Origin of the sequence: Micromonospora qiuiae (assembly GCF_016863555.1) — a bacterium.
Lineage (GTDB): Bacteria > Actinomycetota > Actinomycetes > Mycobacteriales > Micromonosporaceae > Micromonospora > Micromonospora qiuiae.
The window spans coordinates 85,182-111,478 of sequence record NZ_BOPC01000032.1 but is presented as its reverse complement, the minus strand read 5'-3'; the positions used below and the strand labels follow the sequence as shown (position 1 = coordinate 111,478).

General features: G+C 71.4%; 24 protein-coding genes. 8 read left to right on the top strand and 16 right to left on the bottom strand.

Features of this window, described 5'->3' with window-relative positions; genetic code table 11:
- Window positions 1–133 precede the first annotated feature (133 nt).
- The 8 genes from Vqi01_RS13160 to Vqi01_RS13125 all read right to left on the bottom strand — a co-directional run bounded on the left by Vqi01_RS13160 (window position 134) and on the right by Vqi01_RS13125 (window position 7,734).
- Window positions 134–685, bottom strand: a complete 552-nt coding sequence (locus Vqi01_RS13160; protein ID WP_204035045.1) for a gluconokinase — start codon at window positions 683–685, stop codon at window positions 134–136.
- A complete protein-coding gene (gene manD / locus Vqi01_RS13155) occupies window positions 675–1,904 on the bottom strand; it encodes a D-mannonate dehydratase ManD (protein ID WP_204035044.1) in 1,230 nt (409 codons plus the stop codon). The genes Vqi01_RS13160 and manD overlap by 11 nt, the downstream gene beginning before the upstream one ends.
- A 14-nt stretch (window positions 1,905–1,918) precedes the next feature.
- A complete protein-coding gene (locus Vqi01_RS13150; RefSeq protein WP_204035043.1) occupies window positions 1,919–2,872 on the bottom strand; it encodes a sugar kinase in 954 nt (317 codons plus the stop codon).
- Entirely contained in the window at window positions 2,869–3,504 is a 636-nt protein-coding gene (locus Vqi01_RS13145) for a bifunctional 4-hydroxy-2-oxoglutarate aldolase/2-dehydro-3-deoxy-phosphogluconate aldolase (protein WP_239098371.1), read from the bottom strand. Before Vqi01_RS13145 ends, Vqi01_RS13150 begins: the two co-directional genes overlap by 4 nt.
- A gap of 2 nt (window positions 3,505–3,506) precedes the next feature.
- On the bottom strand, window positions 3,507–4,655 hold the full coding sequence (dgoD, locus tag Vqi01_RS13140; protein WP_204035041.1) for a galactonate dehydratase: 1,149 nt from the start codon (window positions 4,653–4,655) through the stop codon (window positions 3,507–3,509).
- A gap of 6 nt (window positions 4,656–4,661) precedes the next feature.
- On the bottom strand, window positions 4,662–5,477 hold the full coding sequence (locus tag Vqi01_RS13135; protein WP_204035040.1) for a carbohydrate ABC transporter permease: 816 nt from the start codon (window positions 5,475–5,477) through the stop codon (window positions 4,662–4,664).
- Window positions 5,474–6,376: a carbohydrate ABC transporter permease gene (locus Vqi01_RS13130; RefSeq protein ID WP_204035039.1), complete on the bottom strand. Its 903-nt coding sequence runs from the start codon at window positions 6,374–6,376 to the stop codon at window positions 5,474–5,476. The genes Vqi01_RS13135 and Vqi01_RS13130 overlap by 4 nt, the downstream gene beginning before the upstream one ends.
- Window positions 6,377–6,492: 116 nt before the next feature.
- Window positions 6,493–7,734 (bottom strand): ABC transporter substrate-binding protein, encoded by a 1,242-nt coding sequence (locus tag Vqi01_RS13125; protein WP_204035038.1) that lies wholly within the window; start codon window positions 7,732–7,734, stop codon window positions 6,493–6,495.
- Window positions 7,735–7,922: 188 nt separating this feature from the next.
- Between Vqi01_RS13125 and Vqi01_RS13120 the strand changes: the two genes are divergently transcribed.
- On the top strand, window positions 7,923–8,714 hold the full coding sequence (locus Vqi01_RS13120) for a FadR/GntR family transcriptional regulator (RefSeq protein ID WP_239098370.1): 792 nt from the start codon (window positions 7,923–7,925) through the stop codon (window positions 8,712–8,714).
- 23 nt (window positions 8,715–8,737) lie between these two features.
- Window positions 8,738–9,367, top strand: coding sequence for a CG0192-related protein (locus Vqi01_RS13115; protein WP_204035036.1), 630 nt, complete (start codon window positions 8,738–8,740; stop codon window positions 9,365–9,367).
- A 23-nt stretch (window positions 9,368–9,390) separates the two neighbouring features.
- On the opposite strand, the gene Vqi01_RS13110 is transcribed toward Vqi01_RS13115, so the two are convergent.
- Window positions 9,391–9,612 carry a BON domain-containing protein gene (locus tag Vqi01_RS13110; RefSeq protein ID WP_275408790.1) on the bottom strand — a complete coding sequence of 74 codons (222 nt, stop codon included), beginning with the start codon at window positions 9,610–9,612 and terminating at the stop codon, window positions 9,391–9,393.
- Window positions 9,613–9,855: 243 nt separating this feature from the next.
- On the opposite strand from Vqi01_RS13110, the gene Vqi01_RS13105 reads away from it, so the two are divergent.
- The 3 genes from Vqi01_RS13105 to Vqi01_RS13095 all read left to right on the top strand — a co-directional run bounded on the left by Vqi01_RS13105 (window position 9,856) and on the right by Vqi01_RS13095 (window position 12,722).
- On the top strand, window positions 9,856–10,785 hold the full coding sequence (locus Vqi01_RS13105; RefSeq protein WP_239098368.1) for a hypothetical protein: 930 nt from the start codon (window positions 9,856–9,858) through the stop codon (window positions 10,783–10,785).
- Window positions 10,786–10,902: 117 nt separating this feature from the next.
- Window positions 10,903–12,099, top strand: coding sequence for a sensor histidine kinase (locus Vqi01_RS13100; protein WP_204035034.1), 1,197 nt, complete (start codon window positions 10,903–10,905; stop codon window positions 12,097–12,099).
- Window positions 12,096–12,722, top strand: a complete 627-nt coding sequence (locus Vqi01_RS13095; protein WP_204035033.1) for a response regulator transcription factor — start codon at window positions 12,096–12,098, stop codon at window positions 12,720–12,722. The genes Vqi01_RS13100 and Vqi01_RS13095 overlap by 4 nt, the downstream gene beginning before the upstream one ends.
- 17 nt (window positions 12,723–12,739) lie before the next feature.
- Here Vqi01_RS13095 and Vqi01_RS13090 read toward each other — a convergent pair whose 3' ends face one another.
- From Vqi01_RS13090 to Vqi01_RS13075, 4 genes are all read right to left on the bottom strand, one after another.
- Complete coding sequence (locus tag Vqi01_RS13090) at window positions 12,740–13,042, bottom strand: MoaD/ThiS family protein (protein WP_204035032.1); 303 nt, start codon at window positions 13,040–13,042, stop codon at window positions 12,740–12,742.
- Window positions 13,039–14,154, bottom strand: coding sequence for a WD40/YVTN/BNR-like repeat-containing protein (locus Vqi01_RS13085; RefSeq protein WP_204035031.1), 1,116 nt, complete (start codon window positions 14,152–14,154; stop codon window positions 13,039–13,041). The genes Vqi01_RS13090 and Vqi01_RS13085 overlap by 4 nt, the downstream gene beginning before the upstream one ends.
- A gap of 211 nt (window positions 14,155–14,365) precedes the next feature.
- Window positions 14,366–14,875 carry a hypothetical protein gene (locus tag Vqi01_RS13080; protein ID WP_204035030.1) on the bottom strand — a complete coding sequence of 170 codons (510 nt, stop codon included), beginning with the start codon at window positions 14,873–14,875 and terminating at the stop codon, window positions 14,366–14,368.
- Window positions 14,865–16,670 carry a RyR domain-containing protein gene (locus Vqi01_RS13075; protein WP_204035029.1) on the bottom strand — a complete coding sequence of 602 codons (1,806 nt, stop codon included), beginning with the start codon at window positions 16,668–16,670 and terminating at the stop codon, window positions 14,865–14,867. Before Vqi01_RS13075 ends, Vqi01_RS13080 begins: the two co-directional genes overlap by 11 nt.
- Window positions 16,671–17,030: 360 nt before the next feature.
- Between Vqi01_RS13075 and Vqi01_RS13070 the strand changes: the two genes are divergently transcribed.
- The 3 genes from Vqi01_RS13070 (at window position 17,031) to Vqi01_RS13060 (ending at window position 20,867) form a co-directional block, all read left to right on the top strand.
- The gene (locus Vqi01_RS13070) at window positions 17,031–17,612 is read left to right on the top strand and encodes an IS607 family transposase (protein ID WP_204035028.1); all 582 of its coding nucleotides are present in this window, start codon (window positions 17,031–17,033) and stop codon (window positions 17,610–17,612) included.
- A complete protein-coding gene (locus Vqi01_RS13065; RefSeq protein WP_204035027.1) occupies window positions 17,609–18,589 on the top strand; it encodes an RNA-guided endonuclease TnpB family protein in 981 nt (326 codons plus the stop codon). The genes Vqi01_RS13070 and Vqi01_RS13065 overlap by 4 nt, the downstream gene beginning before the upstream one ends.
- 97 nt (window positions 18,590–18,686) lie before the next feature.
- Complete coding sequence (locus Vqi01_RS13060) at window positions 18,687–20,867, top strand: AAA family ATPase (RefSeq protein WP_204035026.1); 2,181 nt, start codon at window positions 18,687–18,689, stop codon at window positions 20,865–20,867.
- 54 nt (window positions 20,868–20,921) lie between these two features.
- Here Vqi01_RS13060 and Vqi01_RS13055 read toward each other — a convergent pair whose 3' ends face one another.
- Genes Vqi01_RS13055 through fxsA form a run of 3 tightly spaced genes read right to left on the bottom strand, consistent with a single transcriptional unit; the run spans window position 20,922 to window position 26,014 of the window.
- Window positions 20,922–21,923 (bottom strand): hypothetical protein, encoded by a 1,002-nt coding sequence (locus tag Vqi01_RS13055; RefSeq protein WP_204035025.1) that lies wholly within the window; start codon window positions 21,921–21,923, stop codon window positions 20,922–20,924.
- A 10-nt stretch (window positions 21,924–21,933) separates the two neighbouring features.
- Window positions 21,934–25,845, bottom strand: coding sequence for an FxSxx-COOH system tetratricopeptide repeat protein (gene fxsT / locus Vqi01_RS13050; protein ID WP_204035024.1), 3,912 nt, complete (start codon window positions 25,843–25,845; stop codon window positions 21,934–21,936).
- Window positions 25,832–26,014 (bottom strand): FxSxx-COOH cyclophane-containing RiPP peptide, encoded by a 183-nt coding sequence (gene fxsA / locus Vqi01_RS13045; RefSeq protein ID WP_204035023.1) that lies wholly within the window; start codon window positions 26,012–26,014, stop codon window positions 25,832–25,834. The genes fxsT and fxsA overlap by 14 nt, the downstream gene beginning before the upstream one ends.
- Between the last annotated feature and the right edge of the window lie 283 nt (window positions 26,015–26,297).

Here is a 26,297-nt window from a genome sequence, read left to right as displayed (position 1 = left end):
GCTCCCGGCGGACCGGCGGACCGGCGAAACACCGAAACCCGCCCGCCTTCTTGTCGCGCGTGCTATGCCCGCTCCACCCCGACCTTCGTCACCTGCGGAGAGCAACGGGCGGGGTGGAGCGGGAGCGGGGACGTTACGTCGTGGGCTCGGGAGTTGATCTTTCGGGTACGGCGAGGTCGAGCTGCTCGACCGCTGCGGCGACCAACGCCTCCAGGGGCAGTCTGAGGTCGAGGACGATGCCCGGTTCGTCCGGCCAGAGCCGCTCCAGGGTCTCGATCTGCGAGTCGAGCAGGCTGGCCGGCATGTACGGATGGGTGCGGGTCGACATCCGCTCCCGTATCACCTCCGCCGGCCCGTCCAGGTGCACGAACTCCACACCCGGCGGGCCCTGACGCAGCACGTCACGGTAGGAGCGCTTGAGTGCCGAGCAGGCCAGCACCGTCGAGGTGCCCTCCCGGTGGCGGGAGGCCATCCAGTCGGCCAGGGCGCGCAGCCATGGCCAGCGGGCCTCGTCGTCCAGTGGTACACCGGCCCGCATCCGGGCCACGCCGGCCTCGGAGTGGAACTCGTCGGCCTCGGCGAAAGTCAGCCCGGTCGACGCGGCGATGCCCTGGGCCACGGTCGTCTTGCCCGCGCCGGAGACACCCATCACCACGACGTGCCGGGTCGGCCGATCACCAGTCATGGACGGTGCCGTCCATGAGCCGGTTGAACGGCAGGTACGCCGGCTGGTACGGGAACCGCGCCGCGGCCTCCTCGTCCAGTTCCACACCCAGGCCGGGCTGCTCGCCCGGGTGCAGGTAGCCGTCGTTGAAGGTGAACGACTGGCGGAACACCTCGTTGGTGAGCGGCCCGTGCCGCATGTACTCCTGAATGCCGAAGTTGTGGATGGCCAGGTCCAGGTGCAGCGCGGCGGCCATGCCGACCGGCGAGATGTCGGTCGGGCCGTGGATACCCGACTTGATCTGGTATTGGGCGGCGAAGTCGAGCAGCTTGCGCATCGCGGTGATGCCCCCGGTGTGAGTGACGGCGGAGCGCACGTAGTCGATCAGCTGTTCCCGGATCAGCGTCTGGTAGTCCCACACCGTGTTGAAGACCTCGCCGATCGCCAGCGGCGTGGTGGTGTGCTGGCGGACCAGCCGCAGCGCCTCCTGGTTCTCCGCCGGGGTGCAGTCCTCCAGCCAGAACAGGTCGTACGGCTCGAGGTCCTTGCCCAGCTTGGCGGCCTGGATCGGGGTCATCCGGTGGTGGCCGTCGTGCAGCAGCGGCAGCTCCGGGCCGAACTCGTTGCGGACCGCCTCGAAGACACCGGGCAGGTGCCGCAGGTACGCGCGGGTGTCCCAGTCCTCCTCGGCTGGCAGCGGGGTGCGCTGGGCCGGCTCGTAGTCGTACCGTTTGCCGTCGGCGCTGGGCTGGGCGGCGACCCCGTACACCGCGTTGATGCCGGGCACGGAGGTCTGCACCCGGATCGACCGGAAGCCGAGTTCCAGGTGCGCGCGGATCGAGTCGAACAGCTCCGGCAGGTCCCGGCCGGAGGCGTGCCCGTACGCCATGATGCCGTTTCGGGACGCACCGCCGAGCAACTGGTAGAGCGGCATGCCGGCGGCCTTGGCCTTGATGTCCCACAGCGCCACGTCCACCGCGGCGATGGCCGCCATGGTCACCGGCCCACGCCGCCAGTACGCCGAACGGTAGAGGAACTGCCAGGCGTCCTCGATCCGGTGCGCGTCCCGTCCGAGCAGCAGCGGAACGACGTGGTCGCGCAGGTAGGAGGCGACGGAGAGCTCACGCCCGTTGAGGGTGCCGTCGCCCAACCCGGTGATGCCGTCCTCGGTTGTGATCTTCAAGGTGACGAAGTTGCGATCCGGACTGCAGACGATGACGTCGGCGGCGACGATCTTCACGAGGGGTGCCTTTCTCAGCGCAGGGTGGTGCCGGCGGCGCTGCCGGTGATCAGGGACAACTCGTCGCGGCGGGGCAGGCCCTCCCAGTCGCCGTGACCGGCGACCGCGAAGGCCCCGAGCGCCACCGCGCGTCGGAGCCGGTCGACGAGGTCCAACCCGTCGAGGTACCCGGATAGATAGCCGGCGGTGAACGCGTCCCCCGCGCCGACGGTGTCCACGGCGGTGACCGGCACCGCCGGGACGTGCCGCACACCGTCGGCGGTGTGCGCGCGGGCACCGTCGGCACCGAGCTTGACCAGCACCGCCCGCACACCACGGCGGAGCAGGTCGGCGACGGCGGCGTTCTCGTCGGCGTCGGGCTCGGCGACCAGGTCCAGCTCGTCGGTGGAGGCGACGATGACGGAGGCGCACCCGGCCAGCGGAGCCAGGGTCGCCCGGGCCCGCTCCCGGGACCAGAGTCCGGCCCGGTAGTTGACGTCCAGGCAGACCGGGATGCCGGACTCGGCCGCCGTGCGTACCGCCCAGGTCGCGGCGTCGCGGGCGCTGTCGGACAGCGCCGGGGTGATCCCGCTCAGGTGCAGCAGGCGGGCGCCGGCCGCGAGCGGGGCGCGCAGGTCGTCGACGCAGAGCGCCGCCCCCGCCGAACCGGCCCGGTGGTAACGCACCCGGGACACGTCGGCGGTACGCCGCTCCAGGAACATCAACCCGGTCGGCCGGTCCGGGTCCCGGCGGACTCCGGCGGTGTCGACGCCCTCGGCGCGCAACTGCCGCAGCACGAACTCGCCCAGCTCGTCGTCGCTGACCCGGCCCACCCAGGCGGCCCGGTGACCGAGCCGAGCGAGGCCGATGGCCACGTTGGACTCGGCGCCGGCCAGGTGCATGGTCAGCGGCCCGCCGGCGGCCAGCGGGCCGGGCGAGCGCAGCGACACCAGCGCCTCGCCGACGGTGAGCAGATCCCGCTCGCTCATGACGGCACTCCACCGATCGCTGCGAGGTAGGACCGGGCGCGTTCGCGCAGCGCGTGCAGGTCGCCGCCGGAGGCGGCGTCGCCCACCAGCGGGCCGCCGACACCGACGGCGATCGCCCCGGCCGACAGGTAGGCGGGCAGCTCGGCCAGGCCCACCCCGCCGACCGCGACGAACGGGATGTCCGGGAACGGGTCGCGCACCGCCTTCAGGTACGCCGGCCCGCCCACCGAGGCCGGAAAGAGTTTGACCACGCTGGCCCCGAGCCGCATCGCCGTGTACGCCTCGGTGGGGGTGAGGGCGCCGGCCGCGACCGGCAGACCCCGACGGGCCGCCTCGGCGATCGAGTCGACCACGGCCGGGGTGACCACGAACTGCGCGCCGGCCGCCACCACGTCGGCGACGTCGGCGACAGTGAGCACGGTGCCGGCACCGACGAAGGTGTCGGCCGGGGCGTTCGCCCGGATGGCCGCGATGGCGTCGAGCGCCCCGGGGGTGGTCAGGGCCACCTCGACGATCGAGACGCCCTCGGCGAGCAGGGCGGTGCCGGTGGCGATCGCGGCGGCGGTGTCGCTGCCCCGGATGATCGCCAGCAGCCGGGTGGAGGCGAGTTCGGCGGTGAGGTCGACCGACATGCTCACCACTCCGCGTACGAGCCGTCGGGGTGCCGGAAGGTGGGGCTGCGCCAGGCGTGGCCGCGCTTGTCGGCCGCGCGTACCGCCTGCTCGTCGATCTCGATGCCCAGGCCGGGGGCGGTGAGTCGCTGCACGTACCCGTCGACGAAGGCCAGTGGCTGCTGGTCGACGCAGTAGTCGAGCACCTCGGCGCCGAGGTTGTAGTGGATGCCGATGCTCTGCTCCTGGATCAGGTAGTTCGGCGTGGCGAAGCCGACCTGGAGGCAGGCGGCCAGGGCGATCGGGCCGAGCGGGCAGTGCGGGGCGAGTTGCACGTCGTACACCTCGGCCAGCGCGGCGATCTTGCGTACCTCGGTGATGCCCCCGGCGTGCGCGAGGTCCGGCTGGGCCACCGCGATGCCGGCCTGGAGCACCGGCAGGAACTCCTGCCGGTTGTAGAGCCGCTCCCCCGTCGACACGGGGATGGTGGTGGAGCGGACGAACTCCCCGATCAGGTGGGAGTTCTCCGGCACCACCGGTTCCTCCAGGAACAGCGGCCGGTACGGCTCCAGCAGCGGCGCCACCCGGCGGGCGTTGGCGAGGGTGAACCGGCCGTGGAAGTCCACGGCCACGTCGCGGTGCTCGCCGAGCACCTCGCGGGCGGCGGCGACCCGCTGCACCACCGCGTCGAGTTCGGCGACGGAGCCGAGCGGGCTCATCCGCCCGGAGGCGTTCATCTTCACGGCGGTCAGCCCCGCCTCCACCCGCGCGGCGATCTGGTCGCGGACCTCGTCGGGCTCGTCACCGCCGACCCAGCCGTAGACCCGGATCCGGTCCCGGACGGGTCCGCCGAGCAGTTGGTGCACCGGGGCGCCGTACCGCTTGCCGGCGATGTCCCACAGCGCCTGGTCGAGGCCGGCGACGGCGCTGGCCAGGATCGGACCGCCCCGGTAGAAGGAGCCCTTGGTCATCACCTGCCAGTGGTCCTCGATGCGCAGCGCGTCCCGGCCGACGAGCAGCTCGCTGAGCTGCTCGACGGCGGTGCGTACGGTCTCGGAGCGGCCCTCGCAGGTCGCCTCGCCCCAGCCGACGAGCCCGTCGGTGGTCTCCACCCGGACGAACAGCCAGCGGGGTGCGACGAGGAAGGTCTCGACACGGGAAATGGTGGTCATGTTCGATCAGCCCTTCGTCGCGCCCGCGGTGAGTCCGGAGACGATGTACTTCTGCACGAACAGGGCGATGAGCATGATCGGCAGGGTGACCACGGTGGTCGCCGCCATCAGGCCGCCCCAGTCGATGCTGGCGTAGCCGACGAAGTCGAAGATCGCCACGGGCAGGGTCTTCGTGTCCGCGCCGGAGAGCACCAGGGCGAACATGAAGTTGTTCCAGGAGAAGATGAAGGACAGGATGCCGGCGGTGGCGATGCCCGGCAGGGACAGCGGCAACGTGATCCGGCGGAACGCGCCGATCGGGCTGAGCCCGTCGACCTGCGCCGCCTCCTCCAACTCCTCCGGCAGGCCGTCGAAGTAGCCCATCATGATGTAGACGATCAGCGGCAACGAGACGAACATGTGGCTCAGGATCAGCACGCTGAAGCCGCCGACCATGCGCAGGTTCGAGAAGACGTAGTACCACGGCACCAGCAGCGAGACGCCGGGGATGACCCGGGCCATCAGCACCACCAGCGCTGACTTGCGCATGTTGAACCGGCTCATCGAGTACGCGGCCGGCACGCCGAGCAGCAGCGACAGCACGGTCGCCGCGAAGGCCACCCAGAGGCTGTTGATGATGAACTGGACGTAGTTGGCCTGTTGCAGGACCGTCTCGTAGTTGGTCAGGGTGGGTGTGAAGACCAACGCCTTGCCGGAGTCGTAGATGTCCACGTTGGTCTTGAACGACGCGGCGACCATCCACAGCAGCGGCAGCAGCAGCGCGAGCACCACGAACACCAGCGCCACCGCACGGAAGACCTGGAACCCGGTACGCGGCTTCATCGGCCGGCCTCCTTCTTTCTCCGGGCGGTGAGGGCCCACATCAGGCCGATGATGATCAAGAAGAACAGGATCAGCACCGTCGAGGAGAGGCCGTACTCGTTGTAGTCGAAGCTCAGGCCGTAGGCGTACACGTTGAGCGTCTCCACCTCGTGGAACGAACCGCCGCCGCGGCCCTTGGTCGCGTAGAGGATGTCGAAGGTCTTCAGCGCGTCGATGCCGCGCAGCAGGACCGCGACGATCACGGTGGGCATCAGCAGCGGCAGGGTGACGTGCCGGAAGCGCTGCCAGGCGCTGGCGCCGTCGATCATCGCGGCTTCCTGCGGCTCGTTGGAGAGCGAGGTCAGCCCGGCGAGCAGAATCAGCACCACCATCGGCGTCCACTGCCAGATGTCGATGAAGATGGTGGTGGGCAGTGCGGTGTGCTGCCCGGCCAGCCACGGCTGCGGGCCGATGCCGACCCAGCCCAGCACCTGGTTGGCCATACCGATGTTGGGGTCGAAGATGAGCCGCCACATCATGCCGACGGCCACCGGGGTGGCCACCAGCGGCAGAAGGATGGCGACCCGGACCCACTTCTCGCCCCGGAACGGTCGCCACAGCAGCAGGGCGATCGCCATGCCGAGGACCACCTCGAAGAAGAGCGCGACGCCGGTGAACGCGGCGGTCCGCCCCACAGCGGGCCAGAACCGGGTGGTGTCGCTGAGGACGTCGAGGTAGTTGCGGAAGCCGATGAACTCCGACTCGGCGCGGACCGATCCCGACGAGTCGGTGAGGCTGAGGTACGCGGTCCAGGCGAGCGGAAAGATGATCAGCGCGGCGACGAAGGCCATGGCCGGGGCCGCGAAGAGCCACTTGCGATGGTCGTTGGCCCAACGCGCCCAGCCGGGTGTGTCGGGCATGACAGAGGCGCCGCGTGACGCTCTGCTGGGTGCGGTTACAGCTGGCATCTGATCTCCGTGGTGGGGAGGCCGGGCGTGGGTGGCGGGGCCGAAACCCGCCACCCACGCGCACGGACTTAGCGGGCCTCGTCGTCCAGGAACTTCTGGAACGCCTCGTGCGCGGTGTCGGCAGAGGCCGCGGCGTCCTTACCGGTGATGGCGTCGACGATCGGCTGACCGACGATCTCGCGGGCCTGGGCGACCCGCTCGACCAGCGGCCGGTCGTGGCCCACGCCGTTGGCGAGGCTCACCGTGATCGCGTCAGCCATGTCCTTCGGGTAGGTGGCGATGCCCTCCGGGTTCTCCCAGACGGAGGTACGCGCACCGGGGACGCCGGCCTTCTGCTGCTCGAGCGTCTGCTCCTTGCCGGCCGCCCACTCGATGAACTTCCAGGCGTTGCTCTGGTTCTTCGAGGCGTCGTTGATGGCCAGACCCCAGGACGGGACGTTGTACGGCTTCGAGCCGGCCGGACCGGCCGGGAACGGCGCGAACCCGACGGTCTCGGAGACCTTCGACTTGGCCGGGTCGGTGGCGTTCTTGTAGAGCGAGTTGGCCTCCGGGTAGAAGGCGGCCTGGCCCTGGGTGAAGATCGCCATCGCCTCGGACCAGCTCATGTCGGTGCTGATGTTGGCCGGTCCGTGCTCGCGCAGCATGCCGCCGTAGTAGGCGTACGCCTGCTTGGCGGCGTCGCTGTTGACGGTGGACTTGCCCGATTCGTCGACGAAGTCGCCGCCGAAGCTGAACAGGAAGCTGGAGAACTGGGTGACGGCCGCGGCCTTACCGGTACGGGCGACGAAGCCCGCCACGCCCGGGTTGTCCGCCTGGATCTTCGCGGCCTGGGTCTTCAGCTCGTCGAGCGTCTGCGGCGGGGCGGTGAAGCCGGACTTCTCCAGAAGGTCCTTGCGGTAGTAGAGCACCTGCTGCTCGGTGATGATCGGAATACCGACCACCTTCTGCTCGTAGCTGGTGGCGCTCAGCGGCGCCTCCTGGAAGTCGCCGAGGTCGAAGTCGCCGCTCTCCTTGGCCTTGTCGGTCAGGTCGGCGAGGTACTTGTTCTTGGCGAACAGCCGGCCCTCCTGCAGCGGCCGGTACATCATCACGTCGATGTCGCTGGAGCCGGCGTTGAGCTTGACGTTGTACTGGTCCGAGAGCTGGTCCTCGCCGAGCTGGGTCACCTCGACCTTGAGGCCGGACTGTTTCTCGAACTCCGGCAGCGCCTTGCGGATGTTCTCGGTCCAGACGTGGTTGACCAACGTCACCCGAACGGTGTCCGAGGCACCGCTGTCGTCACCACCGCCGCCACAGGCGGACAGCGTCATGGCGGCCACAACCGCCAGAGATGTCCCAATTTTCGATCGACGTCCCACGTCCGTCTCTCCTTCTGTCCTGGCCAGCGCCTCGGGGGGACGGGGCGCAAGTCGGCCTCTTACATCCGCTTATCGTCCGGATGCTAGGCCGATAAAGCAGACTTATACAAGAGGTAGACCCAACTGATATGATCCAGCCCGTGGATCTGACCTCCCCCGGGGTTGCAGCACCCGTCCAGACCGCCCCTGCCGAAGCCGGGCTGCACGGACGCGTCCTCGACCACCTCGGCACCGCCATCTGCGGTGGCGAACTGGTGGCGGGAGCGGTGCTCAACATCGACGAACTGGTCGACCGTTACGCGGTCTCCCGGTCGGTGATCCGCGAGGTGCTGCGGGTCCTCGCGTCGATGGGCTTCATCGAGACCCGCCGTCGGGTCGGCGTCCTGATCCGCCCGGCCCGCGACTGGAACGTCTTCGATCCACAGGTCATCCGATGGCGGCTGGCCTCGGCCGGGCGCATCGCCCAACTGCGCTCGATCACCGAGCTACGCACCGCGGTGGAGCCGCACGCCGCCTGGCTCGCGGCGCATCGGGTCAGCCACGACGACGCCAGTGACCTGGTCGGTCTCGCCGCCAAGATGTGGGCCGCCGGCAAGGCCGGCGACGATCAGCGCTTCCTCAGCCTGGACATCGAGTTCCACTGTCGGGTGCTGCGCGCCTCCGGCAACGAGATGTTCGTCAAGCTCCAGGACCTGGTCGCCGAGGTGCTCACCGGCCGCCACCATTACCACCTGATGCCGCGCCATCCGCACGAGGAAGCACTCCAACGGCACGCCGACGTCGCCCAGGCGATCCAACGCGGCGACGGCGACGGGGCCCGCCACGCCATGGTGCTGATCATGGAGCACGCCTTCGACGAGATGTCCTCGATGTGGACACAGGAGGCCGTCCCGTACGTCACCGGGCCTGATCCCGGGGCCATCGACGTCTGATTCTGCCGCGTACGATGCGGCGCATGGCCCTGCTGCACCGGGCGGACGTTCGCCCCTCCAAGCTAGAACTGTTGGCGGCCTGGTTGCCCGGACGCGACTGGCACCAGGGCGACATCGGCGCCGGGCTGGTACGCGTGGCCGCGTACCGGTTCGACGACCCGGCCGGCGAGGTCGGCATCGAGACCCTGCTCGTCCGCGCCGGCACCGGGCCGGTTCACCAGGTGCCGCTGACCTACCGTGGGGCACCGCTCGACGGCACCGAGGAGTGGCTGGTGGGCACCATGGAGCACTCGGTGCTGGGCACCCGCTGGGTCTACGACGCCTGCGGCGACCCGGTGTACGTCGCCGCGCTGGCCGACGCCATCCTCGCCGGTAGCGGCCAGGCGGAGGAGCACTTCGAGATCGACGGCGGGCGCGAGGTGCGTCCGCCCAGCATGGACATCGCCACCGACGCCGCCGGCGACGCCGAGGTCCCGGCCGCGGGGACGGTACGACGGGTGGTGCAGGGCGACCCGACGGTCATCGTCACCGACACCGTCGAGCTGGCCGTGGTCCGCCGCCCCGGCGCCGGTGGCACCCCCTCGGGCAAGGCCACGCTGACCGGCACCTGGGACGGTGTCAGCGCACCGCTGGCGTACGCCTCGGTGCGCTGATTCCGGGCGCAGCAGGCGCCGGGTCAGGAGACGCGGATCGGTTGCACGGGGAATGACGGGAAGCCGGGCAGTTCGCTGTCGTCGAAGTCGTAGCCCAGCTCGTTGATCACCTCGACGACCCCGCCGACCCGCGCGGCGAGCCGTCCCGCGACATCGACCGCCGAGCGCCGATCCAGCTTCCCGGACATGGTCACCACACCGCCGTACACCTCGACCCGGACCGTCCCGTCGCGCACCGCAAGCACCCGACGCAGCACCCGGCGACTGCCGGAAGCCCCACCACGGCTACCGGCAGAACTTTCGGCAGCCTGCTTGAGCGGCGCCTGCCGGCGCGGTGTTAATAAGGGGCCCTTCCTCTACACGAGGCGTTAAAAGGGGGCCCTTCCTTTCGTCTCCTACGGGGGTAGGAGGTGCGGTCCGACGGGTGGCCGGAGCTGGGGCTTGAGGTCGGGCGCGGTGGGCGTACGCGCCGACCAGCATCTGGTGACATGAGTAGTTACCTGCGCCAGGGTAGGACCTGGCACCGTCCGTTGATGGTGTTCGTCTGGGCGATGGCGGCGCTCGCCGTCGTCTCCGCCGTCGGTATCGTCGCCGACGAGCGGGTGCTGACCGGCGTGCCGATCTGGCTCAAGCCGTTCAAGTTCTCGGTGTCGTTCGTGCTGTACGGCATCACGCTGGCGTGGATGCTCTCCCTGCTGCGGCGGCGCAGCCGGGTCGCGGAGTGGGCAGCCACCCTCATCGTGGCGATGGGGGTGGTGGAGATGGCCGTCGTGGTCGGGCAGGTGCTGCGCGGTACGACCAGCCACTACAACGTGACCAGTCCGCTGAACGCGGCCCTGTGGCAGCTGATGGGCGCCGCGATCATGGTGCTGCTCGCGGCGCACCTCGTACTCGGCGTCGTGGTGCTGCGGCAGTCGATCGCGGACCGGGCCGGCCGGTACGCGATCGGGTTCGGGCTGGGTCTGACGGCACTCGGGATGCTGGTGGCGATCCCGATGGTGCTGCCCGGCCAGGCCCCGGCCGTCGAGGGAATCGCCGGGGCGCACAGCGTGGGCGTGGCCGACGGCGGTCCCGGGCTGCCGTTGGTGGGCTGGAGCACCACCGGCGGTGACCTGCGGATCGGTCACTTCGTGGGAATGCACGCGTTGCAGGTGCTGCCGATCCTGGCGATCCTGCTGAGCCGGTTCCTCGGTGACCGTCTGGACGGACGCACCCGGGCCCGGCTGATGCTCGTGGCGGGTGCCGCGTACGGGGTGCTGACCATCCTGTTGACCTGGCAGGCGCTGCGGGGGCAGCCGCTGCTGCGGCCGGACGCGCTCACGCTGGCCGCCGGGGCGGCGCTGATCGTCGCGACGGTGGCCGCCGCCGGTCTGGTGCTGGCCCGTGGCCGCCGGCCCGAAGTGGCGCTGGTGGCGTGAGCGGGCGGAGCGGGCGAGGAGGAGAGCAGGCATGAGCGGGTTGTTGTTCACGCTGGCGTTCGCGGTGGCCGCGGCCGGCGGTCGCCACCACGGCGAACCCGACCTAGGCTGATGATCGTGGGCTGGGCGGGACGACTGTTCGACGTGCGGGACCCCCTCGTGCGGATGGTGCTGATCATCCTCGCCGGCGTCGGGTATCTGTTCGTCGGAGTCCAGGGCACACCGACGGCCGCCCAGTGGATCCTCGCCGTGATCGCGTTCGCCACCGGGCTGGTGCTGCACCGTCGACCGCTGGTCAACCTGCTCGGGCAGACCGCGTTGCTGGCCGTCGCGATCTGGCTGTTGGACGACTGCACGGTCAACCAGGTCGGCGCCAGCTGGGCGCTGCTGGAGCTGACCATGCGGGCCGACCGGAGGCGGGTCGTCTGGCTGGCCGCCGGGCTGCTGGCCGCGGTCGACCTGACCGACTCGATCGGCGACCCGCTTCCCCGCTTCGTCTCCGGCATGTTCGGGCTGCTGGCGGAGGTGGGTGTCCCGCTGCTGCTCGGCCTGGTCATCCGGACCACCAGGGAACTGGCGGAGCAGGCGCAGCAGCGGGCGGCGGAGGAGGAGCAGCGCCGGCGCGAGTCGGAGGCGCGGGCCGCGCGGGCCGACGAACGCAGCGCCATCGCCCGCGAACTGCACGACGTGGTCGCGCATCACGTGGCCTCGATGGTGCTGCGGGTCGGTGTGGCCCGGCACGTGCTGACCGATCTGGACCCGAGGGTGGGTGAGGTCTTCGACGACGTGCACGGCAGCGGCACCGCGGCCCTGGCCGACCTGCGCCGGCTGGTCGCGGTGCTGCGCAAGCCCGACGGTGTACGCGGCGACGCGGCGCTGACCGCGATCGAGCCGTCGGCGCTGCCGGCCGCCCTCGGCGCGGCGGTCGACCGGGCCCGCCAGGCCGGGATCACCGTGGAGGCCGACATCGATCCGGCGATCGGTTCGATCGACGCGGTACGGGGTCTGGCGGTGCTGCGCCTGACCCAGGAGTCGCTGACGAACGTGGCCAAGCACGCCGGGGCGTCCGCGCTGGCGCGGCTGTCGGTCCGGCTGGTCGACCGGGCCGTGCACTGGGAGGTCGCGGACAACGGGCGGGGCTGGGTGCCGGCCGCGGTGCCGGCCGGTGGCGGCCACGGCATCATCGGAATGCGGGAACGCGTCGAGGTCCTCGGCGGCCGGTTGGAGGTGGGAGCGACGGGTGCGGGTTGGCGGGTGCGCAGCGTCCTGCCTGCCGCACCGGCCCCCTCCCCTACCCGAACGGAGCCGGCATGATCCGCGTCCTGCTCGTCGACGACCAGCACCTCATCCGCGCGGGGCTGCGCATGCTCTGCGACGCCCAGCCGGACATCGAGGTCGTCGGCGAGGCCGACAACGGCCGCGAGGCGATCACCCTCGCCGACCGGCTCCGGCCCGACGTCGTGGTCATGGACCTGCGCATGCCGGGCGTCGACGGGATCACCGCGACCAGCCGGATCCTCGCCGACCGGCCCGGCACCCGCGTGCTGGTGCTGACCACGTTCGGCGACGACGACCACCTCTATCCCGCGCTGACCGCCGGTGCCTGCGGGTTCCTGCTCAAGGACGCGCCGCCCACCGATCTGCTGGACGGCATCCGCCGCGCCGCCGCCGGCGACAGCCCGTTCAGCCAGGAGGTGCTGCGGCGCCTGGTGCAGCGCGCGGTGCACGCCCGCGCCGAGGTGCCTCCGCCGGTGGACGGGCTGACCGCCCGCGAGCAGGAGGTGCTGGACCTGGTTGCCGAGGGGCTCTCCAACGCGGAGATCGCCGAGCGGTTGCACATCGGCGTCACCACGGTGAAGACCCACATCACCAGCCTGATGACCAAGACCGGCAGCCCGAACCGGGTGCGCCTGGCGCTGTTCGCCCGCGGCGTCTGAGCACCGTCGCCGGCGGCCTATCCACCGGCCATCGCACCGAGGATGATCAGCGGTTCCTCACCGGCGACGACCCGCTCGGGCAGGGGTGCGTCCGGTGCGGAGTTGGAAAGATCCTCCTCGCAGGCGTAGAAGCGGACGAACGCGCGGCGCTGGCCGCTGTGCCGGTCGCGGATGGTGCCGAGCAGCATCGGATAGCGCGCCTCCAGGGCGTCCAGCACCCGGCGCTGGGTGGCCGGCTCGGGGCCGGCCACCTCGACGCGTACCTCGCCGGTGACGTTCGCCAGAGTCTTCAGGTGCGCCGGAAGGACCACTCGGATCACGGAAGCACCTGGACTTCGACGGAGAGCACGGGCGGCAGGTCCCGGACGATGGGCGCCCAACTGTCGCCGCCGTCGGCCGAGTGGTAGACCTGCCCGCCGGTGGTGCCGAAATAGATCCCGCACGGGTCCAGCGTGTCGACCGCCATCGCGTCGCGGAGCACGTTGACGTAGCAGTGCGACTGCGGCAGGCCCGTGGTCAGCGGCTCCCACTCGTCGCCGCCGGTGCGGCTGCGGTAGACGCGCAGTTTGCCCTCCGGCGGGTAGTGCTCGGAGTCGCTCTTGATCGGTACGACGTAGATCGTCTCGGGGTCGTTCGCGTCCACCGCGATCGGAAACCCGAAGTCCGACGGCAGGTTGCCGCTGATCTCGCGCCAGATCCCCCCGGCGTCGTCGCTGCGCATCACATCCCAGTGTTTCTGCATGAACAGCGTGTCCGGCCGGGAGGGGTGCTGGGTGATGTGGTGCACGCAGTGGCCGACCTCGGCGTCGTCGTCGGGGATCTCCCCCGAACTCAGCCCCTTGTTGATCGGTAGCCAGCTGGCGCCGGCGTCGTCGCTGCGGAACGCGCCCGCCGCCGAGACGGCGACGTAGATCCGGCCGCGGTGCACCGGGTCCAGGATGATGGTGTGCAGGCAGAGGCCACCGGCGCCGGGCTGCCACGACGGCCCGCTCGGGTGGGTACGCAGGGCGGTCAGCTCGCTCCACTGCTGGCCGCCGTCGGCGGACACGTAGAGGGCGGCGTCCTCCGCGCCCGCGTACACGGTGTCGGGGTCGTCGCGCGACGGCTCCAGGTGCCAGACGCGCTTGAACTCCCACGGCCGCAGCGTGCCGTCGAACCACAGGTGCTCGCCCACGTCACCGGCGTAGGCGAAGTCGTTGCCGACCGTGCGCCAGCTCCGGCCGCCGTCGTCCGAGCGCTGGATCAGCTGCCCGAACCAGCCGCCGGACTGCGAGGCGTAGAGCCGGTCCGGGTCGGCCGGTGACCCGGTCAGGTGGAAGATCTCCCAGCCGCCGAAGTGCGGGCCGTCGACCGTCCAGTCGCCGCGCCGGCCGTCGGAGGTCAGGATGAACGCGCCCTTGCGGGTGCCGACGAGCACCCGTACGCCGCTCATGCCGCCCTGCCTTCCACCGCAGCAAGCCCGGCGATGGTGTTCGTGCGGCCCGGCGGAATCGCTGGCTGCTGGTCGCTCATGTTCGGTGCGTCCTCTCGTCCGGTTCGGCGACCTGCCCGGCGGACCGGCCCGGCGTGCCGAAGCTCCTGCGTCACGTCCTACCCTCCGGGTACGACGATTTCGCCGCGCCAGTGCCGGACCACGAGCACGGTCAGCGGTCGCGGGACGCCCGGCGGGCGTCGGCGGGCCAGATGACCGTGGTCGGGATGGACCGCTGCCGGGCCATGCGCACGGTCCGGTCGGTCGACGCCGCGTGGCAGCCCGGCTCGCCGTCCCAGACCGCCACCAGCCGCTCCACCCGGTTGAGCAGTTCCCGGTTGGCCGCCACGTAGGCGGCGGTGCCGGAGTTGCGGTGGCCGGTGTGCACGACCAGCGTCGCCCGGTCCAGCAATTCGTCGAAGGCGGCCCGGTACGCCGGGTCGATGGTGTCCCGGTAGTCCAGGGCCGGCAGGACCACCTCATAGCTGCCGCCGGTGGCCAGGACCACCCGCGCGAAGACCTGGTCGGTGCCGGCCGCCAGGCAGGTGACGCCGTGCACCGGCCGGGCGCTGATCCGGCGCAGCTCGACGCGGAGGGCGTCGGCCACCAGCCGTTCGGTGGCCGGAGTCAGGTTGATGTGCCCGGCGACGCCGACGCGAACCGGCGCGGGATCAGTCGCCATCGGCCGATCCTCTCCGCTGCCCGGGCACGGCGGAACTCAGCCGGATCAACTCGAACCCGCTGTCGGACAGCACGTCCGGCAGCGTACGGATCTCCTCCCGGTTCTGCTCCTGCACGGCAGGGCTCAGCTCCTCCCACGGCCGCAGTTCCGGGTGCCGCTGCCGAACGTCGTCGCGCGGCTCGCCGTAGCTCCACCCCTCGCCGCGCCGTTCCCGGCACCACCGCTCGTGTTCGAGTCGGGCCAACTGGTCGATCCGGTCGTCGATGGCCTGCCCGGCCGCCGAGGCGTCGCCGCTGCTGCCGTGCCGGGGAGCCACCACGCAGCCGAGGTCCAGCAGCTTGGCCGCGATGTCCTGGACGTAGCTGCGGTTGGCCTGCCGCAGCGACTCGGGCAGCCGGGCCCAGCTGACCATCGCGGGCGCCGCACCGAGGCGGACCCCGGCGCGCATCCTGGCGTGCAGGTAGCGTTCGTGGATCTGTTCGGCCAGTCGCTCGGTGAGGTCCTCGGCGATCAACCGGGCGTCGCAGGCGTGGGTCAGCACCGGATACAGACGCAGCTTTCCGTGCACCTCGTCGAGCAGGTCGTGGTGGGGATCGCCGTGAAAGGCGGCGGCGAGCGCGGCCTGCCGGTAGACCGGCACGAACACCGCGCTGCGCGCTTGCTGCCACAGCGCGGGCGTGTCCAGCACGAACTGGAGGCCGCTGCTCTCGTCCGGGGCGCAGACGTAGATCCGGTCGTAGCCGCCCGCGCCGAACTGGTCCGGCTCGGTCAGATCGCCGATGTCCCGGTCGTACGCCGAGCCCTGGCAGACCGTGTTCAAGAACGGGTAGCGCGAGGTGGCGAGGGCCAGTTCGACGCTGGCGTCCGGAGCCAGGAGTTCGACCCGTAGCGGCGGCGGCGAAGGGCGGCCGGGCTCGGTCCGGTGCCCGCGCCAGTGTCGGGCCGTCTCCACCAGCAGCGCCCGCCGGAAGCTGCCGCTGCCGACGATGAGCACCCGGGTCGGGCGACCCGCGGCGGGCAGCAACGGATGGTGTCGGTACAGCGCGCGGGCGGCGATGTCGTCGACGTGGAAGTAGTCCAGCCGCAGCCGGCTGGACCCGGCGGCGCCCAGCCGCCGGGCCTGCAACGACAGGCACATCTCGGGGTCGTGGACCTGGACGTAGACCCGGGGCGGTCGACGGTTGTCGGCGATCAGCCGGCTGGCGGTGTTGGCGATCGCGTGGTTCAGGTCGTCGTCGTGGGTGCAGGCGTAGATGGTGTGGGCGCGGGGCAGGCCGGCGCCGCGCAGCACTTCGGCGCTGGTCGGGTCGCCGATGACGCCGAGGTAGCGGCGTCGGCGGTACTCCAACGGCCCGAACGGTTCGGAGCGCACCACGACCACCCGCGCGCCGTCGGCGAAGAGCCGGTCGGCGAGCATCTGGGCGAACTGGGAGTCGCCGCAGACCAGCGCGTGACCGCTCGCCCGCCGGGCGCGCAGGCGGCGGATCTCGGCGGCCAGCAGCAGCCGGCTGGCCTCGGCCACGGCGAGCAGGGTGAACAGCGGGGCGAGGAAGCGGGCCACCTGCAGCTGCCACGGCAGCGGGCCCGGTTCCTCGAAGGGTTCGGCGCTGAGGACGAAGAGTTGGAGGGTGTAGTAGTGGACGTCGTACTGGTCGTTGATGGTGCCCGGCCGCACCTGCCCGAAGCGCTGGAAGCCGAGGTGGCCGAGGACCAGGGCGGTCAGCCCGACGATCGCGAAGGCCAGCCGCAGCCACCACACGGCCGGACGGGCGAAGCCGGTTACCGGGTGCGTCATCGAGCGGCGCCCTCGGCCGACGGGCCGGGGCGAGACAGGCCGGCCCGCTCGGGCGAACGACGCCGGCTGCGCGGCCACCGGATCGCGACCATTGGCCCATCGTATTTGACGTAGTCGATCAAGAGAAGCTTCGACGTCCTGCCCTTTTTCGCAGGTGAGACTGAGCCGCCCACCGACGGGGGCCGCCGAAATGGCTACCGAAGGCTACGATTTGAGGACGTTCCGGAGGCGGCGGACGAGGGGCCGGCCTGCGACGTGGGACTGCCTGGTGCCCAGAGCAGAGCTACCGGAGGATCAGGGGGTAACAACTGGTGCCGTGTTGGGGATCTTTAGCGCTCTCTGGACTCCGATAGTGGCGGTGTGAACTTGAAGGAATGGGCAGCGTCTACTGGCGTGGCGTACATCGCCGCCCGGCGGCAGTACGCGGCTGGGACGTTGCCTGTTCCGACGTACCGGGTCGGTCGCCTGGTCCTGGTCGGCGAGCCGGTGACGGGCACCGCGCCGGGTGGCGGGCAGGTGGTGGTGTACGCCTGGGTGTCATCAGCCGAGCAGGAGGCGGATCTGGAGCGGCAGGTCGCCCGGGTCACGGTGTGGGCCACCGAGCAGAAGTTCTCTGTGGATCGGGTGGTGACCGAGGTGGGCTCGGCGCTCAACGGGCACCGCGAGAAGTTCCTCGCCCTGCTGCGTGATGCGCAGGTGTCGACGATCGTGGTCGAGCATCGCGGCCGGTTCGCCCGATTCGGTGCCGAGGGCGTCGAAGCCGCGCTGTCGGCGCAGGGTCGCCGCCTGCTGGTGGTCGACCCGGCCGAGGTCGATGACGACCTCGTGCGCGACGTGACCGAGATCCTGACGTCGCTGTGTGCCCGACGGTACGGCCGCCGCGCCGCCGCGAACCGCGTCCGCCGCGCCGTCGAAGCGGCCACCGGGGGCGGCCCGGTGTGAAGACGATCCAGGCATACCGATTCGCCCTTGACCTCACACCCGGTCAGGAACGCGATGTGCTCGCGCACGCCGGAGCCGCGCGGGTCGCGCACAACTGGGCGCTGGCCCGAGTCAAGGCGGTGATGGACCAGCGGGCGGCGGAACGTTCCTACGCAGTGCCGGAGGAGTTGTTGACGCCGTCACCGTCGTGGTCGCTGGCCGGTCTGCGTAAAGCGTGGAACGCCGCGAAGGACGAGGTGGCACCGTGGTGGCGGGAATGCTCCAAGGAGGCGTTCAACACTGGTCTGGACGCGCTGGCCCGCGCACTCGTGAATTGGCGCCCCAGCTCCGTGGTCGGCGTGGACGTCGGGATCACGCACCTGGCGGTGCTGTCCACCGGTGAACTGGTGGATAACCCACGCCACCTGGCAGCCGCGCATGCCCGGCTGCGGCAGCTCGGCCGGGCGCTGTCGCGCAAGACCGGTCCGGACCGGCGTACGGGGCGGCGTCCGTCGAAACGCTGGCAACGCACGTCCGCCCGACTGGGCCGCGCCCACGCCCGCGTGAGCAATCTGCGCCGTGACGGGCTGCACAAACTCACCACCCGCCTTGCCCGAGAGCACGCCACGATCGTGGTGGAAGACCTCAACGTGGCCGGGATGCTACGCAACCGCAGACTCGCCCGACACATCGCCGACGCCGGGTTCGGCGAGATCCGCCGCCAGTTGACATACAAGGCGCAATGGAACGGCGGCCAACTGATCGTGGCTGACCGCTGGTATCCATCCAGCAAGACCTGCTCAGGCTGCGGCGCGGTGAAAACCAAGCTGGCCCTGTCCGAGCGCGAGTACGAATGCAAGACGTGCGGCCTGGTCATCGACCAACGCCTCGCTCAACCTCGCCGCCCTCGCGGCAGCAACCGCCGGGAGTGGCCCGGTGGCAGCACGTGGAGCCAACCAGAAGACCCGCACACGCGGGCAGGTGGCCGTGAAGCGTGAACCCGGCACGACGCCAGTCGATCAGACCGGGACCGTCCCACCGCAAGACGGGACTATCGATCGTGTGCTCACCAGAGCGCGCTGAAAGGTAACGGCAATGGACGCAATGGAAGATCCTCCGCCAGCCGTCGGCCCGGTCAATCCGTTCTCCCCCACGGCGGTCGCCCGGGTGTCCGAAGGTGACCCGCAGGCGACCACCGTGGTCACCGTGGCCATCCGCGACGCGCTCGCCCACCTCGACAACTACCTGCACACCGGCACCGGCGGGGCGGTCGCCGTGGTGGGCGACTACGGCACCGGCAAGACGCATCTCGCGGCCGAGTTGCTGGCCCACGCCCGCCGGGTCACGGACACCGCCGACCAGGCCGTCTACCTCGACGCCCCGGCCGACACGTTCCTGTCGCTGAGCCGCCGCTTCCTGGGCCGGCTGTCCCGCGACGCGGTGCGCGCCCTGCTCGACGAGTACCGAGCGGATCCGCCCGCCACCGCCGAGACCGGCGGGCGACACCCGGCCATCGAGCTGCTCGCCGAACGGCTGCGCGGGGAACTGACCGAGGTCACCACCGACCCGTCCGTCGGCACCGTGCTGGCGATGCTGGTCGATCCCGCCACCGAGGTGATGGCGTGGGACTGGCTGATGGGTTATCCGCCGGGCCCGGCCCTGACCGCCAAGGGAGTCACCGCGCGACCGGACGTGGAGTCGGCCGCCGTGGAGACGATGGGTGCCCTCGCCCTGCTGTACGGGCGCCGGCACGAGCGCTTCGTGCTCGTGCTCGACGAGCTTGACAAGATCCTCTCCGCGGCCGGGCGCCCCGCCGAGGAGACGATGGCCCGGTTCTCGCGGATGATCGGAGTCTTCGCGTCGGCCGGCGCGTTCCTGGTGATCGCCGGGCTGCCGGACATGCTGCACCTGCTCAGCCCGGAGGTGCGCCAACGGATCGGGCCGATCGTGCGGATGTCCGCGCTGACCGCGGCGGACGTGCGGGACTTCATCCGGCAGAGCCAGGCGCGGGCGTTCGGCCAGGCGCGGCTGACGCCGTTCACGGTGGAGACCACCGAGTACCTGACGAACCTGACCGACGGGGTGCCACGCCGGTTGATCCGGCTCTGCTACCACCTCTACCAGCGGGCGGTGCAGGCCGGTACGCCGGTCACCCACCTGATGGTGCGCGAGGCGGTACGCATCCAGTTCGACCTGGCCAGCCGGCAGGACGTCGCCGCCGACGTCCGGCGGGTGCTCACCCAGGACGGCTGGTCGTACCAGCGGGATCATCTGCTGGGTTCGCTGCGCGACCTGCCGGTCGACTTCTGGGTGCCGCTGGACGAGTTGGGCGCCGGCTGCTGTGTGCTGCTCTCCGAGTCGGTGCTCAAGTCCGAGGAGGTCGACGAGCTCAACCGCCGGGTCGTGACGATCCGGGCCGCGATGCCGGACAGCGAGGTGATCCTGGTCGTCGTCGGGCACCTGCCGGCGGAGTTCGCCGCGGACCTCGCCGAGACGTTCAGCGTCGAGCCGATCGTCTACGACCCGCAGACCTTCGCCGAGGATCTCTCGGGCAGCGTCAAGGCCTCCATGCGCCGGCTGGAGCAGGCGTTGGGCGCCGACGCGCTGACCTCCGTACGGCAGCGGGTCGAACGGATTCAGCGCCAACAGACCAACACCCAACGCTCCATCGAGCGGCTGTCGTACCAGCTCGACGAGATTCGGGGCGACCTGCGCCCCGACTCCCGGGCCTCGGCGCACCGCGACGGTGACGCGGCCCGGCGACGACCGGTGACGGCCGGCGGCACGACCCCGCTGCCGGGCCGGGTGGCCCGCGTCTTCGTCGAGGCCATCAAGGCGTTGGACCAGCTCACCGGCTTCGAAAGCCACCTGCGGGACGCGTTCGCGCCGCCGCGGCCCGAGGCCGGCGGTCGGGCCGGCGGCGGGGCGCCGCTGCGCTCGGGGCTGCGTTCCCGGGACGTACAGCGGGCGTTGGGCACGTCGCTGGTGCTGCGTCGGCTGATCGAGGCGTTCCGGGACGGCGTCCAACAGTGGTACGAGAGCCACCACCGCATGCCCCACCCGGCCGACCTGGAACGGCTGGACCGGCTCTGCGAAACCTACGACGGCATCGCCGAATACCTGCCCCTGTTCCAGCTGGACGTGCTGGGTGACCTGGCCGTACCCGGCCACGACGGCGCGGTCGAGCCGGTGGACCGGTCGCGCAGTTGGTCGGAGGCGCGTTCGGTGTTCGACGGTTTGAGCGGCCGGGTGCGGCAACTGGTGGTGGACGGCTGAGCGGTGCTGCTCGGGCCGCCGACGCTGTGCCGCAGCCGCCGCTGCCCGCCGGGTTCAGCCCGCCGCAGCAGCGAGCTGCCGTCCCAGGGCCGACATGTCCTGATCGGCCTGGCTGACCCAGTCCTGGTCGAGGACCACCCCGAAGAGATAGTTGTCCGGAGCGATCAGGTAGTAGAAAAGCGCCCCGATCTCCAGGTCGAGCACGAGCCGCTCGACCTCGCCCGGAACGGCGCGGCGCAGGTCCCGGGCGACCTGCAACGCCACCAGCGAGAGATCCTCACCCAGGCGCTCGTAGCTGGCTCGCCGGTCGGCCACGGTGCTGCCCCGACTGAAGAACGGTTCCAGCTCCGGGTGGTGCAGGATGTCGACCGCCGCCGTCTGCTCGCCCAGCCGGTGGTGGCTCAGGTAGTGCAGCCCGGTGGTCCGCAACGCCGCGGCGAGCGGCGCGGCGACGTCTGCGGCCCCGTTCACGTACGGCGGCACCGTCTCGCCGTCCGGCGCGTGCGAGGCCGGTTGGCCGTCGGCGGTCGACCAGCCGCCCGGGTTCTGCGAGGGCAGCCGGACCAGCTGACGCAGGTCGGTGGCGAGTCGGGCGGCGGCCCGGTCGATTTCGCTCGCCCGGGCCGGATCAGCCACCTCGTCGGCCGCAGCCGGAGGCAGCGTCGCGAAGCCCACCACGTATTCGCCACCGACCACCGTGTTGCAGAAGACGTAGTCCGTCCGGGTCTGGACGGCCAACCGGACCAGCCCGCCGCACTGCAGCTCCCACACCCGCCGGCTGAGTTCGGCTGCCCGGTAGGCCAGCTGGGCGCCCACCCGGCGGTGGGCGTCGCGGCGCTGCGCCGGGTCGGCCCCCTCGACGGCGGGCGGCGCGCAGGCGTGCGCCAGCAGGTCCAGCGCGAAGTCGAGCACCCCGCCGGTGTAGTACGCGACGTGGTAGCCGCCGCAGCCGCTGAGCAACAGCTGGCGGCACAGGTCCCGCTTCCGGCCGAGGCCGGGTATCTCCTGTTCGGCCGTCTCCTCCACCAGGGCGTCGAGCAGCTGCGGATCGGTCACGTCGTGCTCCTCAGCTTCTCGGCACGTCGATGTCGGTGTCGGTCAGGGCGGCCAGGCCGCCCTCGGCGGTGCCGTCGCGTAGCGCGTGGACGGCGGCGAGGTTGGCGACCGCGTCGATGCTGCACGGGTGCTGCCGACCGAGGTAACGCAGGCTGGTCCGCCGTGCCTCGTCCTGGATCCGGGCGGCATCGGCCAGGTCGCCTCGGGCGGCGAGGTGACCGGCCTGGGCCGTCGTCGCGGTCAACGTCCACGGATGGGCGTCACCCAGCCGGGCGCGCAGCGTACGCAGGCCCCGTTCGCCGTCGCGCACGGCCTGGTCGTACTCGCCGGCACCGCGCTGGAACAGCCCGAGGTTGACCGAGCAGACCGCGGTGAACGGGTGGCCCGATTCCAGCGTCCGCTCGTAGCCGCGCAGACAGCGGAGGGCGTGCTGGACGGCGACCCCGGCGTCGCCGGTCCGGTAGTAGTCCACCGCCAGGCTGAGCAGGCTCGCCCGGGTGAGGGGATGATCCTCGCCGAGCTGGTCCCGGTAGCCGCGGAACGCCTCCGCGCTGCGTTTTTTGGCCGCGATGGTGTGGCCCAGCCGCCGCTCGGTCACCGCGAGGCTGCGGTTGACGTGCAGCTCGTCGAGGTGACCGGCGGAGCGCAGCTCGTGCACCCACGCCAGCGCCTCACGCAGAGTGGCCAGCGACAGGTCGTACTCACCGGCCTCCCGCTCGAAAGTGCCCACCAGGCACGACGCCCGCCACGTCCACGGATCCTCCGGGCCGTACAGCGCCATCAACCGGCCCCGCAACTCGTGGGCGAGTCGCAGCGCCTCCCGCGCATCGCCGGTCAACAGGAACGAGATGGCGAGGTTGTTGATCGCCATCCGGGTGTTCGGGTGATTGTCGCCGAGCACCGTCTGGAAGCCGACGAGGGTGGCCTGGTCCTCGACGAGGGCGTCCTCGAAGCGGCCCAGGCCGCGCAGGTCACCGCCCCGGCCCCGGCCGGCGATCAGCGTCCGGAAGTGCCGCAGCCCGTAGCGGCGGCGCTGTTCGGTGAGCACCTGCTCGTCGAGGCGCAGGGCCTGCGAGTAGTGGCCCAGCGCCCGGTGCAGGTTCGCGGTCTGCACGAACAACCGCATGGTCAGCTGGTCGAACTCGCCGTTGGCCGTCCACCGCTCGCAGGCCGGCTGCGCCAACTGCACCGCGGACTGCCAGGCGTCGCTGTCGTTGAGCAGATAGAGGTAGCGGATCTGCTTGACCACCCAGTGCCGGATGGGTCGCTCGTCAGCGGTCAACGCGTCGGAGGGCACCAGATGCCGTTGCAGCTCGTCGAAGACGGCGGCGTAGCGGGGGTCGTCGGCCTCCGGGTCGGTCGGCGCGTACCCGGCCAGGCCGTAGAGGACCTGCCGGTGCCGTTCCTGCCGCTGCGGTTCCGGGATCGTCTCGCGCAGCAGGACCTGGACGGCCCGGTGCATCCGCAGCGCGGCACCGCGTCCCCAGTCGACGTCGAAGAGCGCGAACCGGGCGCCCACGGTCAGCACCAGGTCGATCTCTCCGGCGGTGAGCAGCAGTTCCTCGGCGTCCACATCGGCCGCGGCGGCGAGTTGGGTGAGCATCGACACCGACCGCAGCAGGGGCAGCCCGATCCCCTCGGGCGAGAGGAACGCGCCGAGCTCGGCCACCCGGATCGCCAACGGCCCGAACTCGGTGTCCCGCAGCGTGGCCAGGGTGATGTCCAGGACCTTGGCGACGGTGGCGGTACGCGAACCCGGTATCCGCTCGGCCGGCTCGCCGTCGGCGCCGCCGCGCAGTCGCTCCAGCAGCTCCGCCACGCACCGGTTGACCGCCTCCAGGTTGGGTACGCCGTCGTGCTCCAGCGACCGGATGCGCTCACGGATCCAGGCGGTGGCCAGCCGCAGGGCCAACGGCAGGTGCTCCAGCGCGCCCGCGATGGCCCGCGCGTCGTCGGCTCGGATGCCCAGCACCCGCCGGAGCATGGCGATGCTCTCGTCACCGCTGAACGCCGCGACCTCCAGCGGCGCGGGCAGATTGGAGGAGCCGTCGTCCCGCGAGGTGATCAACACATGCCCGCTGCCGGGGCGGGGTTGCAGCCCGGTCAGCACGTCCGCGTCGTCGGCGTTGTCGTAGATCAGCAGCCAGCGGGCCACGGCACCACGCGACGCCGAGAGCGCCGCCAGGGCCGCCTCCGCCGCGCCGGCACCGTCGACCGCGTTGATCTCCTCGGCCAGGTCGCCGAGTGCCGCCTGCACCGTCTCCCGATCCTGCGCCGGGATCCACCAGACCACGTCGTAGTCGTAGGCGAAACGGTGGGCGAACTCGCGGGCGAGTTCGCTCTTGCCGACGCCCGCGCCGCCAGCGAGGGTGACCGGGCCGCCGCCGTCGGTGAGCCGGTCACGCAGCCGTTCCAGGTACGCGCCGCGCCCGACGAACGCCTCGTTGCGGGGCGGCAGGTTGCTGCGCAGGCGGCGGTCCATCTCGGCCGGGTACCGGGGCGCGGTCCGCGAGTCGTCAGCGGGCTGCACCGGCGCGATGAGTCCGAGCCGGCTGAGCAGCACCGGCTGGGCCCGACCCGGATCGGCCTGCCGTAGGTCGATCACCCGGCTCGGGTCGAGGTGCTGCTCGGGGTGGTGACGCGGGGTGAGCACGCCGAGCAACTCGGCGTCGTCGGGACCCGGCGCGGTGGAGAGGTCGGCGCCGACCAGCCGGAGCACACGTTCGGACACGATGGCCAGCACGGTGGCGTCCGCCGGGTAGGCCGGCTCGACGCCGGACCGGACGACATGGCGGTGGACCCGGACGTTGGCCCGCCGCAGCTGCCCACCGATCCAGTCGGCCCACGGCCGGTCCACCGGCTCGTACAACACCACGATCTCGTCGGCGCTCTCGGCGCGCTCGAGCAGCACGCCGCGGCGGTAGCGGCGGCGGATCCGCTCCGGCACGGCGGCGGTGCGGGCCACCGCGCCGCCACTGATCCAGGAGGTCATCTGTTCGTAGGCCGCCAGCAGGCTGGTCTCCGCACCGGGCGGATCGGCCAGCACGGCCAGTACGTCGTCGTAGGTGTCGTACGCCTGCTCGGGCACCTCGACGATCTCCACCGCGGGCGACGACGAGGTGCCGTGGGCGGCCTCGTCGAGCAGCTTGGCGAACGCCTTGCGGGCCGAGTCGCGGACCTCGCCATACCACGGTTGGCTGACGTCGCGCAGGGTCGGCGCCGCGAGCACCCGGATGCCGCCGGTGGCATGCCGCTGAAGCTGACCGGCGAGCTCGGCGGCCTGCAGCATCGCCTGGCGTCGAGGCGGCATGCAGACCACCGCGACATCGCTGAGCAACGCGGTGTAGGTGATGCCCGGCAGGCTCAGATCCACCGGGGTGTCGATCAGGACGTAGTCATAGGAGGCGTGCCGCTGCAACATCTGCCGGATGCGCGCCGGGTCGCCGGCCGGCACACCGTCGCTGTCCAGGCCGACACCGACCATGTCGAAGGTGAAGCCCGACCCGGGAATCGCGTAGCGGTAGAGGATGCCCTGCTCCGGCGCGGGCGGGGCGATCACCGGGGCGCTGCGGTGCGACGGCCCGTCCGAATGGGGGTTGATCACGGCGCCGAGATCGCCGCCGAGCACCTCGGCGGCGGCGACGGCGTCCACCCGGAACGGACGAAGGTAGTCGTAGATCCGAGGGGTCCGGGTGCACCAGTCCACAGCGAGCACCCGCTTGCCGTTCGAGGCGAGGATCCAGGCGATGTTGGCCAGCGCGCTGCTGCGCCCGGTGCCGCTGGCGGGTGAGACGAACGAGACGATGGTGCAGGTGCTCGCCGCTTCGTCGCCGCCGGCCGGGCCGGCCTTGCCGGGCGCGGGACGGCGCTGCGGTACGCCGGCCCGGGTGGCCGGACCGCTGCGGGGCTCAGTCTTCGCCATCGAGTGCACTCTGGAAACCGGCGTACTGGTCGCCGGGGTCGGCGCTGCGCCGCTCCAGCCGGCGCAGCGCGGCCAACAGGACCGCGCTCGGCACGGCGTCGAGCGCGGCCGGATCCACCTCGGCCAGATCGATCAGATCGGAGCGCAACATGTCCTCCCCGGTCTCCATCCGGCGATCACCGCCCGTCTGCGTCTCGCACCGATCGCGTCGCCATGAAGCCGGACATCGACCGTTGGCCAGATCCGCTGCGTATGCCCATGATAACGGTGCGCCGCAGCGGCCATCGCCCCCACACCCCGCGAGCCGGACCGTGGGGAGCGGAAAGTACGCCGATCCGCCCCGGGCACCGGCGCCTTCGCAGACGCCGGCCCGGTCGAGCACGGTCACGGACAGCCGATCGAGCGGTCCACATCGATGTATGCTGGTCATCTTCGACGGTGGCCGAAGCGGC

Excerpts from the sequence above, each read along its gene's own strand:
- dgoD (WP_204035041.1), bottom strand. The coding sequence starts at position 4,655 with ATGACCACCATTTCCCGTGTCGAGACCTTCCTCGTCGCACCCCGCTGG.
- Vqi01_RS13145 (WP_239098371.1), bottom strand. The coding sequence starts at position 3,504 with ATGTCGGTCGACCTCACCGCCGAACTCGCCTCCACCCGGCTGCTGGCG.
- fxsT (WP_204035024.1), bottom strand. The coding sequence starts at position 25,845 with ATGGCGAAGACTGAGCCCCGCAGCGGTCCGGCCACCCGGGCCGGCGTA.
- Vqi01_RS13135 (WP_204035040.1), bottom strand. The coding sequence starts at position 5,477 with ATGAAGCCGCGTACCGGGTTCCAGGTCTTCCGTGCGGTGGCGCTGGTG.
- Vqi01_RS13085 (WP_204035031.1), bottom strand. The coding sequence starts at position 14,154 with ATGAGCGGCGTACGGGTGCTCGTCGGCACCCGCAAGGGCGCGTTCATC.
- Vqi01_RS13080 (WP_204035030.1), bottom strand. The coding sequence starts at position 14,875 with ATGGCGACTGATCCCGCGCCGGTTCGCGTCGGCGTCGCCGGGCACATC.
- Vqi01_RS13060 (WP_204035026.1), top strand. The coding sequence starts at position 18,687 with ATGGACGCAATGGAAGATCCTCCGCCAGCCGTCGGCCCGGTCAATCCG.
- Vqi01_RS13105 (WP_239098368.1), top strand. The coding sequence starts at position 9,856 with ATGAGTAGTTACCTGCGCCAGGGTAGGACCTGGCACCGTCCGTTGATG.
- Vqi01_RS13115 (WP_204035036.1), top strand. The coding sequence starts at position 8,738 with ATGGCCCTGCTGCACCGGGCGGACGTTCGCCCCTCCAAGCTAGAACTG.
- Vqi01_RS13130 (WP_204035039.1), bottom strand. The coding sequence starts at position 6,376 with ATGCCCGACACACCCGGCTGGGCGCGTTGGGCCAACGACCATCGCAAG.
- Vqi01_RS13150 (WP_204035043.1), bottom strand. The coding sequence starts at position 2,872 with ATGAGCGAGCGGGATCTGCTCACCGTCGGCGAGGCGCTGGTGTCGCTG.
- Vqi01_RS13125 (WP_204035038.1), bottom strand. The coding sequence starts at position 7,734 with ATGACGCTGTCCGCCTGTGGCGGCGGTGGTGACGACAGCGGTGCCTCG.
- fxsA (WP_204035023.1), bottom strand. The coding sequence starts at position 26,014 with ATGGAGACCGGGGAGGACATGTTGCGCTCCGATCTGATCGATCTGGCC.
- Vqi01_RS13160 (WP_204035045.1), bottom strand. The coding sequence starts at position 685 with ATGACTGGTGATCGGCCGACCCGGCACGTCGTGGTGATGGGTGTCTCC.
- Vqi01_RS13075 (WP_204035029.1), bottom strand. The coding sequence starts at position 16,670 with ATGACGCACCCGGTAACCGGCTTCGCCCGTCCGGCCGTGTGGTGGCTG.
- Vqi01_RS13095 (WP_204035033.1), top strand. The coding sequence starts at position 12,096 with ATGATCCGCGTCCTGCTCGTCGACGACCAGCACCTCATCCGCGCGGGG.